Annotated in this window: 9 protein-coding genes; all 9 read left to right on the forward strand. The window is 70.3% G+C overall.

Going from position 1 to position 13,419, the window contains the following annotated elements:
- Positions 1–7 precede the first annotated feature (7 nt).
- The 9 genes from HUA74_RS45600 to HUA74_RS15740 all read left to right on the forward strand — a co-directional run bounded on the left by HUA74_RS45600 (position 8) and on the right by HUA74_RS15740 (position 13,414).
- Positions 8–2,773: a serine/threonine protein kinase gene (locus HUA74_RS45600; protein ID WP_254625065.1), complete on the forward strand. Its 2,766-nt coding sequence runs from the start codon at positions 8–10 to the stop codon at positions 2,771–2,773.
- Positions 2,774–3,057: 284 nt separating this feature from the next.
- Positions 3,058–3,582 (forward strand): MerR family transcriptional regulator, encoded by a 525-nt coding sequence (locus tag HUA74_RS15705; RefSeq protein ID WP_141643792.1) that lies wholly within the window; start codon positions 3,058–3,060, stop codon positions 3,580–3,582.
- Between the two features lie 55 nt (positions 3,583–3,637).
- Positions 3,638–4,132, forward strand: a complete 495-nt coding sequence (locus tag HUA74_RS15710) for a sigma factor-like helix-turn-helix DNA-binding protein (protein WP_141643793.1) — start codon at positions 3,638–3,640, stop codon at positions 4,130–4,132.
- A 99-nt stretch (positions 4,133–4,231) separates the two neighbouring features.
- Positions 4,232–5,776, forward strand: a complete 1,545-nt coding sequence (purH, locus tag HUA74_RS15715; protein ID WP_174455165.1) for a bifunctional phosphoribosylaminoimidazolecarboxamide formyltransferase/IMP cyclohydrolase — start codon at positions 4,232–4,234, stop codon at positions 5,774–5,776.
- Positions 5,777–5,779: 3 nt separating this feature from the next.
- A complete protein-coding gene (locus HUA74_RS15720; protein WP_174455166.1) occupies positions 5,780–8,641 on the forward strand; it encodes a tetratricopeptide repeat protein in 2,862 nt (953 codons plus the stop codon).
- Between the two features lies 1 nt (position 8,642).
- The gene (gene purD / locus HUA74_RS15725) at positions 8,643–9,908 is read left to right on the forward strand and encodes a phosphoribosylamine--glycine ligase (RefSeq protein WP_174455167.1); all 1,266 of its coding nucleotides are present in this window, start codon (positions 8,643–8,645) and stop codon (positions 9,906–9,908) included.
- Positions 9,905–11,014, forward strand: a complete 1,110-nt coding sequence (locus tag HUA74_RS15730) for an LptF/LptG family permease (protein ID WP_174455168.1) — start codon at positions 9,905–9,907, stop codon at positions 11,012–11,014. Before purD ends, HUA74_RS15730 begins: the two co-directional genes overlap by 4 nt.
- The gene (locus tag HUA74_RS15735) at positions 11,011–12,126 is read left to right on the forward strand and encodes an LptF/LptG family permease (RefSeq protein ID WP_174455169.1); all 1,116 of its coding nucleotides are present in this window, start codon (positions 11,011–11,013) and stop codon (positions 12,124–12,126) included. The genes HUA74_RS15730 and HUA74_RS15735 overlap by 4 nt, the downstream gene beginning before the upstream one ends.
- A 13-nt stretch (positions 12,127–12,139) precedes the next feature.
- Positions 12,140–13,414 carry an O-antigen ligase family protein gene (locus HUA74_RS15740; RefSeq protein WP_174455170.1) on the forward strand — a complete coding sequence of 425 codons (1,275 nt, stop codon included), beginning with the start codon at positions 12,140–12,142 and terminating at the stop codon, positions 13,412–13,414.
- Positions 13,415–13,419 lie beyond the last annotated feature (5 nt).

The raw sequence follows: 13,419 nt of genomic DNA on the forward strand, positions 1-13,419 counted from the left end.
AGCCCTCTTGACGCTCGTCGCCGGCATGCAGATCGGCAAGTACGTCGTCCGCCGCAAGCTCGCGGAGGGCGGGATGGCGGAGATCTACCTGTGCACCGCGCGGGGCGCGGAGGGTTTCGAGAAGGAGGTCGTCATCAAGCGGGTGCGTGCCTTCCTCGCCAGCGACCCGGAGTTCGTGGGGATGTTCATCGCGGAGGCCCGGCTGGCCTCGCGGCTGAACCACGAGAACGTGGTGCAGATCTTCGACTTCGACAAGCACGAGGACACGTACTACCTGGCCATGGAGTACGTGCGTGGCTGCTCCTTGTGGGAGCTGCGGCGGCGGTCCAAGGAGATGATGGACCCGGTGCCTCCGATGCTGGTGGCGCACATTGGCGCGGAGGTGGCCCGGGGGCTGCACTACGCGCATCGGCTGAAGGTGAACGGGCAGCCGCTCGACCTGGTGCACCGGGACGTCACGCCGCACAACGTGCTGCTGTCATACGACGGCGCGGTGAAGCTGACGGACTTCGGCATCGCGAAGGCCGGCAAGAAGCTGACGCAGCCCGGAGTGCTCAAGGGCAAGTTCGCGTACATGTCCCCGGAGCAGGCGCGAGGGGAGGCAGTGGACTCCCGCACGGACCTCTTCGCGCTGGGCGTGGTGCTGTGGGAGATGCTGACGGGCGGGCGGTTGTTCGACGGGGACTCGGAGCTGGCGGTGCTGCGCGCGGTGCAGCACAGCGCCATTGCTCCGCCGGCCCGGCTCAACCCGGAGGTGCCCCCGGGGCTGGACGCGGTGGTGATGCGCGCGCTGGAGCGCGACCCGTCCGCGCGCTTCCAGACGGCGGGTGAGCTGGAGCGGGCCCTGGCCCAGTGCGTGTTGAAGCACGCGACGTCGGTGGACGACACGGACCTGGGAGCCTTCCTGCGGCGCCTGTTCCCCGGGAGCCTCACGCAGGCGATGCCCACGGTGCAGGAACGCACGCACGTGGTCCAGGGGACGCCGGTTCCCGACGACGATGATGAAGATGTTCCAGCGCCGCGCAGGGAACCCACGGCGGTGATGGCGGCGGGACGCGTGGGTGTGGCGGTGCCGTCCTCGCCCGATGAGGACGTGGATGCGTCCACATTCGTGCTTCCCCGTCGGAGTGAGGACGTGGAGGCGCTGTCCGTGCCGCTGCCGCCCATGGCCACGCCGATGATGCCGCTGCCCGCGGTGGCTTCGTCACCCGTGCCTCGCGCGAACGCGCCATTGCCGCCGCTGGCCGCGCCCATCGCCACGGTGCGCCCGAGCCGTCCCGAGGGGACGCCCGCCGTGGCTTCGTCGGAAGAGGGTGCCGGTGGAGATCCGCGCTCCGACGTCACGCCGGCGCCCACGAAGACGCCGAGCCGTTCGAGTGGGCTGTCGCCCGTGGCGAGTGGTTCGTTGCGGGAAGGGGAGCTCGCGCCGGCCTCCACGAAGACGCCGAGCCGTTCGGGTGGGCTCGCGCCCGTGGCGATGAACTCATCGGGTACTGGCGATGGGCTTCGCGCCGAGAGCACGTCGGTGCCCACGAAGACACCGAGCCGTTCGGGTGGGCTGGCGCCGGTCGCGACGCAGGCTCCTGCCGATGCTTCTCCGCGAGGCGCCGAGTCGGAGCGCTCCTCGCTGCGTGGCGACGAGGAGGCGCGCGGCGACGTCGAGCCCTCCGGACAAAACTCCGAGTCGGGGCAGGCCGTGCGGCCCTCACGTGATGCCGACCCGATGAGCCGTGCGAAGCAGGGGAGTATCGGGGCTTCGTGGGAAGACTCCGAGGAAGACGGCGCCTGGGAGGAGGATCTCCCGGCGAATGCTAGCGAGCGGGACTCCTCCGATGCGCTGACGCCCGCCTCGGAGATGGCCCTCCCGTCGAACTCCGGGCGTGCCGATGTCGTGTCTGCGTCCGTGGCTCCTGAGCTGTCGACCGCCTCTCACGAACAGCGTGACTCCAAGGAGCGCGGTGCTGGGGCAACCTCCAGTGGGCACGCGTCGACCGCACCTTCGACCCGAGCGCCCGTGCTGGATGCGCGAGAGGGGGGGCCTCTGTCCCTCTCCGGCAGCGAGGTCCCCACCGTCACCGACACCTCGCCGGGAAGGCAGAAGCCCTCGGTGTGGCTCCGGCCTCGTCGCGTGTTGGGCCTCACCATGAGCCTGGGGTTGCTGCTCATCGTGGGGGCCGGGGTGATGAATGGTCTCCGAGGAGACCCGTCGACGGAGACGGCCACCACTGGCAACGGCCCGTTGGCCGCCGCTCCGACGGACGGCACGCCCACCGGAGCCACCCCACCGGCGCCCACCGATAGCGCGCCTCCCGGGGGCGAGCCTGGCGGAAGTGTCGTGAAGGAGACGAACGGCCCGGTGCCCGCCGTGACGCCGTCCCAGGCCGAGCCGGGCTCTGTCGCATCAGGCACCACTCCGCCCGCCGCGAGCCCCGAGCCGGTGCCCTCCGAGTCGGATGTGGAAGTGGAAGGCCTGAAGCGAGAGGCCGTTCTTGGTACCGGCTCGAAGGCCGTCGACCCGGAGGTCCGCTCGGAATCCACGCCGCGAGCCGCGCCCAGCGCGACGGGCCTGCTCCAACTCCGGGCAACCCCGTACGCGACGGTGTTCCTGGATGGGCGACGCCTGGGCGAAGTCTCGGGACGCGCCTCCTACAAGCTGCCCCCCGGCACGTACACGCTGCTGTTCAAGCACCCCTTGGGCGAGAAGCGCTTCGACGTCACCATCACCGCCGGCGCCACGGTGACGCGCGAGTTCCGCGCGCCGCGCGGCCGCTGAGCCCGCGCCACCTCGGCGCATCCCGCATCCCCCTGTCGACCCCGCGCTGACGCGTGCGTGCCCAACGGGCGCCGTCGTCTCGCCCGCGGTTCGTGCTGTTCGAAGCGCTCCGGGTCTCCATCTACCCCCGTCGTGACTCCGCGCCGTGACGCGCGGATGCGTCCTCGCGCCCTCTTTCTCGAAACGTGAACCGGCCGACACCGCAACGGACCTGTAGCGGTCTACCTTGACACCGAAGGCCTGTTTCTGGCACTCAGTGTCCTCCTCTGAGTAGCTTATATTCAATGGAACCGATGGACCTGCTGGCTCCCGACGAGATTGCTCGGATTGAGCGCGACAACGCGGGAGGACTTCCCGCGAGCGCGATTCTGGAAATCTTTCGTCCGAGGGGCGTGCGTCTGTCGGAAGCGACCTTCCGCAAGTACGTCCAGGCGGGGTTGCTACCGAGGAGCCGTCGGGTGGGGCGGAAGGGCAAGCACCAGGGGAGCCTGGGGCTCTATCCGGTGGAAGCGGTGCGCCGCATCAACGTCATCAAGAAGATGATGGCGGAGGGGCACACCCTCGAGGACATCAAGAAGTCCTTCGTGTTCCACAGCAACCACATCGACCAGGTGGAGCGGGACCTCGGCGGTCTATTGGATGGGCTGCGGGACGAGTTGGGAGAGCGAGCCTTCGGGGGAGAGCACCGACGTTCGCTCGAGGCGGAGTTGGCAACGCTGCGGCAAAGAGCGCAGGATCTGGTCCGGGACGTGGCCCGGCTGGGCAGCGCAGTCACCGCACGCGAAGACGAAACGATGAGTTCGCAATAAGATGCCGGCCCTGGAGCCGGTGGACCCGGTTAGACTGGCCTCACGTGGAGGGGACATGTCGGAAGTGAAGCAAGTGGAGGAGGGCGGAGACCAGGCGCAAGAGGACCTGGCGCAGGAGCGCCGACGGTCCAAGACGATGTCGCGCAAGGAGATGGCGCGTGATTTGCGCCGTCGACGTCTCACGGGTCAGGTGGACCCGGAAGAAGCGGACCTGCTCAAGCAGATGGACGACACGCGTCCGCGCACCCGCGCCGACTGCGTCAACGGTCCGCGCCCGTGCATGTTCGTTTCCTGCAAGCACAACCTCTATCTGGATGTGAATCCGGAGACGGGGTCCATCAAGCTCAACTTCCCGGACAAGGAAATCTGGGAGCTGGAGCACACCTGCGCCCTGGACGTGGCGGAGAAGGGCGGCATCACGCTCGAGGAGGTGGGGGAAATCATGAACCTCACCCGTGAGCGCATCCGCCAGGTGGAGACGCGCGGGCTGATGAAGCTGCGCGAGGCCACCGAGGCCGAGCCTCCTGTCTCGGCCCGCAAGCCTATGTGACTGGCGGCTTGCTGCCGCCAACGTAGCGCCGACGTGTTGCGTTGACACCCCAGGGGGTGGTTGCTACTACCGCCGCTCCCCGCACACCGAGGCGCACACGTGCTGGCTCTCCTCAGCGTTTCCGATAAGCGAGGTCTGGTTCCCTTCGCCCAGGGGCTGGTTGGCCTGGGCTACCGTCTGCTGTCGACGGGTGGCACGTTGGAGGCGCTCAAGGGCGCCGGTATCGCCGCCACGCAGGTGTCCGAGCACACACACAGTCCGGAGATTCTCGGCGGACGTGTGAAGACGCTCCACCCGCGCATCCACGGCGGCATCCTCGGTCGGCTGGAACTCGAGGCGGACCGCGAGGAGATGAAGGCTCACGGCATCGAGCCCATCTCCCTGGTCGCGGTGAACCTCTATCCGTTCCGCCAGACGGTGGCGTCGGGCGCGGCCGAAGCGGAGGTCATCGAGCAGATTGATATCGGCGGGCCCGCGATGGTGCGCGCCTCCGCGAAGAACTTCCGTCACGTGGCCATCGTCGTGGACCCGGACGACTACCCCGCGGTGCTCGCGGAGATGGAGCAGCAGAAGTCGGTGGGCGAGGCGACGCGCCGCAAGCTGATGCGCAAGGCGTTCGCGCACACGGCGGCCTACGACGCCTCCATCTCCACGTGGTTGTCCGCCGAGGCGGGCGAGCCGTTCCCTGGAGAGCTGTCGCTGTCGTTCCGCAAGGCGCAGGACCTGCGCTACGGGGAGAATCCGCACCAGCGCGGCGCCTTCTACCGAGAGCACTCGGCGCCCTCGGAGCCGACGGTGGGCTTCGCCCGGGTGCTGCAGGGCAAGGAGCTTTCGTACAACAACATCCTGGACCTGGATGCCGCGCTGGGACTGGTGCTCGAGTTCCCCGAGCACCCCACCGCCGTCATCATCAAGCACAACACGCCGTGTGGCGTGGCGGTGGATGACTCGCTGGTGAAGGCGTACCGCACGGCGCGGGCGGTGGATGAGATCTCCGCCTTCGGTGGCATCGTCGCGTTCAACCGCGAGGTGGACGAGGCCACGGCCCAGGCCATGGCGGAGACGTTCCTGGAGGCGGTCATCGCGCCCTCCTACTCGCAGGCGGCGCTCCAGGTGCTCGCGGCGAAGAAGAACCTGCGGCTCCTGGAGGCGGGGGCGGCGCTGGCTTCGCCGACCGCCCGGCCGAGGGCTCAGCTCGATGGCCGGAGCGTGTCCGGAGGGCTGCTCCTCATGGACCGGGACGCGGTGGAACCGGAATTGAGCTGGAAGGTGGTGTCCAAGCGGGCACCCACACCGGACGAGGAGCGGGCCCTTCGGTTCGCCTGGAAGGTGTGCAAGCACGTCAAGAGCAACGCCATCGTCTTCGCCTCTGGCAGCCAGCTGTTGGCCCAGGGCGGCGGACAGACGAATCGAGTGGATTCGGTCCGAATCGCGATGCAGCGCGGCGGACAGGCCCTCCAGGGGGCCGCCGTGGCCTCGGATGCCTTCTTCCCCTTTCGGGACGGCCTGGACGAGGCGGCCAGGGCAGGGGCGACGTGCGTCATCCAGCCAGGCGGCTCTGTTCGGGATGCGGAGGTCATTTCGGCCGCCGACGAACATGGGATGGCCATGGTGGTGACCGGAGTGCGACACTTCCGGCACTGACTCATGCGCATCGTCTGCCAGAAATGCGCGGCTGCCTATGCCATCGATGATCGACTGATCACGGCGAAGGGTGTCCGCGCGCAGTGTCCCCGTTGCCGGAACTTGCAGCTCGTCCGGCGCGATCCTTCGGCCGTGCCCTCAGGGGACGTGCCGGCCGCACCGCCGCGTCCCTCGGCGCCCACCCCTGCGTCGTCCGCGCCCCCTCCGGCGGATGACCTGTTTGGCGACTTCGGCAATCCGCCCGCCGCCGTGGAGCCACCCGCCCCACAGGCCCGGCCCGCGAAAGCCGCGGCGCCGGAAGCGGACCTGTTCGCGGACTTCGGCGCGCTGCCTGCGCCGTCTCCCGCGACGGCGCCCCCCGTGGATCCCTTCGCGGCCTTGGGGCCGGCTCCCGAGTCGTCCGGCGGAGGGGATCCGCTGCTCGACTTCCTCGGGCCCGCACCCACGGCACCACCCGCGCCCGTCGCGCGCATCTCGTCGGAGCCCGGCGCGGTGCCGGTCTCCGTGGCACCGCCGGCAGCCGCGGCGCCGCAGCGCACGGCGTCGGCTCCGGTCGCGGCCGCCGCGCCCAAGCCCGCGACCATGGGCTGCCGCACGTGCAACAAGCCGCTGCTGGATCCGTTCGACCAGGCGCTCGGCATCTGCGACGACTGTCGACAGCGTGAGCCCGCGGGAGGGGCGCCCAAGGCGGCGGCCCCGGTGCCCGTCGCCGCGCCCGGGACGGCGGACTTCCTGCCTCCGCTCACCGCGCCGGAGGAGGGTGGAGCCGATTCGCTGGAGCTGATGCCCCGGGAGGGCTCGCGTGCTGCGTCCGGTGTGCCTTCGCTGGGCTCCGAGCCCCGCAGCAATCCCCGCGCGGCGTCGGGTGCGGCCCGGAGTCAGTCCAACGTTCGCTCCGGCTCCGCGGAAATGCCGGGCTCGCGCGGCTCCTCCGGTGGAGGACGCTGGGCGCTCGTCGGTGGACTGACGCTGCTCGTCGTCGGCACGGGCGTGGGCGGCTACTTCTTCGTGCAGCACCAGGAGCAGGAGCGTCGTCGGACGGAGTCTCCTCCCGTGGCGGTGATTCCCGAGGCCGTGAAGGCGGTGCTGCCCCGGTGGAAGCTGAAGTACCTGATGTTGGAAGGCACGAGCGCGGAGCGGCTCGCGGAGGGGCAGCAGCAACTCGCCCGCGACGAGCGCTCCTCCTACTCGGAGGCCGAGGAGTCCTTCCAGCAGGCCCTGCTCCTGGATCCTCGCAGCGACGCGGCCATCGCGGGCTACGTCCAGGCGCTGGCGCTGGGGCGAGGCGCCGGGCTGGATGAGTCCACCTTCTCGGAGGCGAGCGCGCTCATCGAGGCGTCGGAGTCGCGCGCGGGGCGCACCCCGCTGCTGCTGCTGGCGCACGCCAACCTGCTCCTGACGCGCTCTCGACAGTCCGAGCCGCTCGATAGGGCGAAGGCCCTGGCGAACGAGTTGCTGGTGCAGGCGCAGGCGACGAACGAGCAGAAGGCCGAAGCCAATCTGGTGCTGGGTCGGGCGTACCTGTCGACGTCAGGCGGGCTGGCACGCAAGCACTTCGACTCCGCGCAGCAACTGGCGCCGGAGTTCAAGCGCATCCAATACTACCGCGCGCTCGCGCACGAGTCGGACGGTGAGTATTCGCTCGCACTGGAGACGCTGCGCAAGCGCCTGACGGTGGACCCGAGGGACTGGGACAGCCTGGCGGCGACCTCGCGCATCTATCAGGAGGTGGGTGAGGTGGGCGAGGCGCGCCGGCTGTACGAGGCGCGCGTGAAGGCGGACCCCGGTGAGCTGCGCGCCCTGCTGCCGCTCGCGGTGCTGCGCTACCAGATGGAAGGCAATCCCGCGACGGGTGTGCGCGAGTTGCGCGCGCTGCTGAAGAGCCGCGACAGCCATGGTGGCCGCGACGTGGCGGAGGTGCTCGTCCATCTGGCCGCCGCGGAGCGCGCGGCGGGCAACAGCGAGGCGGGAGTGAAGTCCGCCGAGGAGGCGCTCGGGTTGGTGAAGGAGCTGCCCGAGGCGCACCTGCAGGTCTTCCTCGTCGCCCTGGAACAGCGCGACGCGGCGAGGGCTCGCAAGCACCTGGACGGCATCAAGGGACGGCTGGAAGACCGCGCGCTGGAGCTGGTGCTGGAAGGCCGGCTGTTGCTGCTGGAGAAGAAGCCGGCGGAGGCGCTGGAGCGCTTTCAGGATGCACTGACTCGGGATGAGCGTCGGCTGGACGCGCAGCTGCTGGCGGGCGTGGCGGCGGCGGGCGCGAAGCGGCGCGAGGACGCGTTCCGGGCGCTGAACCTGGCGCTGCGCGCGGACCCGCTGCGGCTGGAGCCCAGGCCCGTGGCGACGCGCTTCTGGATGCGGCCCTCGGAGACGGTGAGGGGCGTGGAGGACGTCATCCTCTCGCTGGCGGAGAACGCCGAGGACCCGGGGCCGTATCTCTACGAGGGCCTGCTGCGCTTCCACCAGGGAGACCTGGACGCGGCGGACCGGCACTTCCGCGACGTGCTGGAGTCGGACGCGAACAACGCGGGCGCGCTGTCGTACCGGGCGCTCATCGCGCTGCGGCGGGGGAACCTGGCGGAGGCGCGAGCGCTGTCGACGCGCGCGGTGTCCGCGGGGCGGCAACTGCCGGTGGCGCATCTGGCGCAGGGGCTGGTGCTGGCGGAGAGCCGTCAGGTGGAACCGGCGAAGCGCTCGTTGCGCGAGGCGTTGGGGCTGTCTCCCACGTTGCTGTCGGCCAAGGCGCGGCTCGCGGAGCTGGAAGCGGCGCAGCGGCGTGACGACGCGCGAACTCAGTTGGTGAAGGTGGTGGGGTTGGACCCCGCGTACCTCCCGGCCAAGCGGATGCTCTACCTGTTGGAACGGTGAGGTGGATGTGAAGGTCCTGTTGCTGGGTTCCGGAGGCCGTGAGCACGCGCTGGCGTGGAAGCTCTCGCAGAGTTCTCGGCTCACGCGGTTGTGGTGTGCCCCTGGCAACCCGGGCACGGCGAAGCTTGCGACCAACGTGCCCGTGAAGGCGGATGCGCCGGACGAGGTGGTCGCGCTCGCGCGCCGGGAGTCGGTGGACCTGGTGGTGGTGGGCCCGGAGGCGCCCCTGGTGGCGGGCGTGGCGGACGCGCTGGCGAAGGCGGGCATCCCCTGCTTCGGGCCCGTGGCGGGCGCGGCGCTCATCGAGGGCTCCAAGGCCTTCGCCAAGGAAATCATGGCCGAGGCGGGAGTCCCCACCGCGGCCTTCCGCACCTTCACGGACGCCGTCGAGGCGGAGGCCTACGCGGTGGCGCAAGGCCGCATCGTCGTGAAGGCGGATGGGCTGGCGGCGGGCAAGGGGGTCATCGTCGCGCACGACGTGGACTCCGCGCGAGAGGCGGTGCGCGCGGTGGCGGCCCTGGGCACATCGGGGCAGCGCATGGTGCTGGAGGAACTGCTCGAGGGCGAGGAGGTCTCCGCCATGGCGCTGTGTGACGGCGAGCGCTACGTCATGCTGCCCTTGTCGCAGGACCACAAGCGCGTGGGCGATGGCGACACCGGCCCCAACACCGGCGGCATGGGGGCCTACAGCCCGGCGCCGTTCCTCGACGCGGAGCAACTGGCCGAGGTCGGCGAGAGCGTCATCGCTCCGACGCTGGCGGTGCTGCGCGGGCGCGGGCTGCCCTTCAAGGGGGTGCTGTACGCGGGGCTGATGCTGACGCGCAACGGACCCAAGGTGCTGGAGTTCAACGCGCGCTTCGGGGACCCGGAGACGCAGGTGTTGATGATGCAATTGGGTGAAGACCTGCTGCCGCTGGTGGACGCGTGCGCACGTGGACAGTTGCAGGCGCGCCCGCTGGTGGCGGCGCCTGGCGCGTCGGTGGGCGTGGTGCTGGCGGCGGAGGGCTACCCGGAGGCGCCTCGCAAGGGGCAGCGCATCGACGGGCTGGATGCGGTCCCCGAGGACGCCACGGTGTTCGTCGCGAGCGCGGAGATGCGGGACGGGGTGCTGGTGACGAGCGGCGGACGGGTGCTGACGGTGTGCGCGCGGGGCGATGACCTGGCGCGAGCGCGAGAGCGAGCCTACGCGGCGGTGGCGGCGGTGCGCTTCGAGGGCATGCACTTTCGTCATGACATCGGCGTGAAGGGGCTGAAGGCGGCACCGTGACGCGCATCTCCCGCTATCTCCTTCAGGAGCTGCTGGTCCCGCTCGGCGTGTGGGTGGCCTTCATGTTCCTGCTGCTGTTCGTGATGCAGTTCCTGCGGGGCACGGACGTGCTGCTGGGCTCGTCGGTGACGATTACGGACCTGGGCCGGCTGGTGGCCTATCTCACGCCGCACTTCCTGATGATGGCGCTGCCCATCGCCTTCCTGCTGGCCATCCTGCTGGGGCTGGGGCGACTGGGAGAAGACCGCGAGCTGACGGCGCTCCAGGCGCTGGGGGTGGGGCCCACGCGCCTGCTGTTCGCGCCCATGGGCGTGGCGGTGGCGCTCAGCGCGCTGATGCTGCTCATCACCTCCACCGCGCAGCCCTGGGGCCTTACGGGAGTGAAGGAGCTGGTGAGCGAGGTCATCCGGAAGAACGTCGTGGGCGACGTGAAGTCCGGCACCTTCTACGAGGACCTGAGCGACCTGACGCTGTACGCGGAGCAGGTGTCCCCGGATGGGAAGTGGACCAACGTGCTGCTGCACGACGACCGCGAGGCGAGCTCGCCGCTGTTGGTGCTCGCGCACCGGGGGCAGGTGGGGACGTCCAGTGGTGGCGAGGTGCTGCGCTTCGCCCTGGAGGATGGAGAGGTACACCGCTCCGGCCGAGCCTCCGAGGACTACAGCGTCATCCACTTCGACCGGGCGGAGATCAGCGTGGGCGTGGGCGCGTCCATGGGCAAGCGGGGTCGCTTCACCTCCGCGAAGGAAGAGCTGACGCCATCGGAGTTGCTCCAGGCCGCGAGCGAGGCGGAGGCGAGCGGTGGGGATGCGCGCGGCTTCAGGATGGCGCTGCACAGCCGACTCGGTGGCGCGCTGGCTCCCATCGCCTTCGCGCTGCTGGGCACGCCGCTGGCCATCGGCCGGCGACAGGCGGGCCGGGCGTGGGGCTATCTGCTGACACTGGGCGGTTACGTCCTGTACTACCTGCTGAGCCGCGCCTTCGAGCAGTTGGGGCAGCAGGGCAAGCTGCCGGCACCCCTGGCGGGACAGCTGGCCAACGTCGTCTTCATGCTGGTGGGTGCGGTGGCCCTGTATCGGGTGAGCCGCTCTGGGACGGTCCGGTGAGACTGACGCTCTTCGGGTACGTGCTGCGGACCTACGTTCGTTACGCGCTGGGAATCCTCGGTGGGTTGGTGCTCGTCTTCGTGGTGGTGGACTTCGTGGACCGCGCGAAGACGTACACCGGGCCGGGCTGGGTGACGGACGCGGCGAAGCTCTACGGGTACAAGGCGCTGATGGCGGTGCAGCAGCTCGGACCGGCGGCGTTGTTGCTGGCCGCGGGCACGACGGTGTCCGCGTTGCGCAAGCAAGGCGAAGTGACGGCCATCCGGGCGCTGACCTTCGGGCCCACGGCGCTGTACGCGCCGGTGCTGGCCTTCGGGTTGATGGCGTGCACGGGGCTCATCGCCTTCGATGAAGTCGTCGCGACGCATGCCGGGCGCCGCGTCGATGAAATCACCACGCAGCGCTTCAACCGCTGGGGTGACTGGCGCTTCTACTACACGCCGAAGCAGTGGTTCCGACGAGGCGACCACATCTTCTTCCTCCGCGCGGGCAGCGCGCAGGAGGGCTTCCAGGACGTGTCCATCTTCACGCTGTCGCGGGAGTTCAAGCTGCAGCGGCGGCTGGACGCGGCGCGGATGGAGTGGGTGGACGGGACGCGCTGGCGGCTGATGGGCGTGGTGGAGCGCGCCTTCACCGGGGAGAAGCACACCTCCGTGAAGAGCCTGGAGAGCGCCGAATATGAGCTGGGCATCGCCGCCTCTGCCTTTCGCATCCGGCCGGGACGTCCGGAGCAGATGCGGGTGCGGGAGCTGCGCGAGCAGATTGTCGCGCGCCGGGAGGTGGGGCTCGCGACGAAGCAGTTCGAGCTCGCGCTGCACAACCGCTTCGCCTATCCGCTGGCGGCACTTCCCGCGGCGCTGCTGGGGGTGGGGCTGGCGCTGCGCACGAATCGCCGAGGGCACCTCACCGCCGCCATCGTCGAGGGCCTGCTCGTCGCGGTGGCGATGTGGGGCCTGATGATGGTGTGCCGCACGATGGTGCTCACCGAGCGGTTGACGCCGCTGGTGGCCGCGTGGACCCCCCCCATCCTGCTCGTGCTGGCGGCCGGGGCGCTGTGGCTGCGACGCGAGGGCTTTCTTCACATGCCCCGCCGTTGGCTCGCGGTGAGGTAGCGTGAGTCCATCCATGGACCTTCTCGCCCAGCCCCGGCTGGACACATTCCTTCGTCGCGCCGTGGCTGGAGTGCTGCTCGCCTGGGCGGTGGGCCTGGTGCTGGCGGAGGTCGTTCTTCAAGTGGCCGCGTCCGCGGTGGTGCTGCTGGCGCTGGTGCTGGCCGCGCGGCGTCACCTGAAGCTCGCCCCCGACGTGCGCGCCTATGTGCTGGCCAGCGTGGCGCTGTGCGCGTGGCAGGTGGTTTCTCCCGGGCTGGCGCTGCTGACGGGCGCTGCGAGTGGGTGGCCACGAAGCTCGCGCTATGGACAGGTGCTGGACTCGGTGGCGGGCGCGGCCGTGGCGTGCGTGGGCACGGTGGGAGTGCCGTGGCTGGCGCTCGCGGGCACGGTGGCCGCGGGGTGGTTGTTCGCCGCGGCGCTGGGCATGTTCCAGAACCGGGTGCGCTGGCCGTGGGAGCCCTTCGCGTTCCTCAAGCTGAACCCGGGCCGGCTTCACGAGAACTTCGGCACGGAGACGTCTCCGCGCTACGCGGCCGGGGGCATCTTCTTCCACCGGCTGCGCTTCGCCCATGGCGCGATTGCCGCGCTGGGCCCCGCGCTGGCGATACTCGGCGGCTCCGAGGTTGCGCGGCGGCGGGTGCTGGCGGGCGCGGTGGTGCTCGGCATGCTGGTGTCCATCTACAACGCCTTCGCTCGCGCGGCGCTGGGCGCGGCGTTGCTGGTCAGCGTGGTGGCGCTGCTGTTGTTGGTCAGCGGAGTCGCACGCAAGGCGGGCCTGGGGCTCATCGCGGTGCTGGTGGTGGTCGTCCTGGCCTCACCCGCCTGGCGCGCCCGCATGGAGAAGGCCGTGGGCAACATCTACGGCGGTGAGCGTGAGCTGGCCATGACGGTGGGCTGGGGCCTCGTGCGCGAGCACCCGCTGGTGGGCGTGGGCTTCGGCAACCACAAGTCCGCGGTGCTCGCGCGGCAGGGGGAGTCGGGAATCACCGACCTGCTGGCCACCGACTCGCACAACCTCTGGCTGACGGTGTGGGCCGAGACGGGACTGGTGGGCCTCCTGCTGACGCTGGCCATGCACGGCTTGCTGGGGCTGGCGCTCATCCGTCGCTATCGCGCGGGCTCGCTGGCCGCCACGGGCGCGCTCCTGTCCTTCGTGGGTTTCCACATCCTCGCGCTGGTGCACTACCTGCCATTCCACTCCAGCGTGCACCTCTCCTTCGCACTCGTCTGGGGCCTGGGGCTGTGCGAGGGCAGTGACGTGCTGCGCGCGCGTCCGGAGCCCCGCTAGCTGTC

This window comes from Myxococcus sp. CA051A, assembly GCF_013336705.1.
Taxonomy (GTDB): domain Bacteria; phylum Myxococcota; class Myxococcia; order Myxococcales; family Myxococcaceae; genus Myxococcus; species Myxococcus llanfairpwllgwyngyllgogerychwyrndrobwllllantysiliogogogochensis.

What these genes read in the sequence shown, in the direction of transcription:
- HUA74_RS15705 (WP_141643792.1), top strand. Translation starts at nt 3,058, where the DNA reads ATGGAACCGATGGACCTGCTGGCTCCCGACGAGATTGCTCGGATTGAG.
- HUA74_RS15710 (WP_141643793.1), top strand. Translation starts at nt 3,638, where the DNA reads ATGTCGGAAGTGAAGCAAGTGGAGGAGGGCGGAGACCAGGCGCAAGAG.
- HUA74_RS15720 (WP_174455166.1), top strand. Translation starts at nt 5,780, where the DNA reads ATGCGCATCGTCTGCCAGAAATGCGCGGCTGCCTATGCCATCGATGAT.
- HUA74_RS15740 (WP_174455170.1), top strand. Translation starts at nt 12,140, where the DNA reads ATGGACCTTCTCGCCCAGCCCCGGCTGGACACATTCCTTCGTCGCGCC.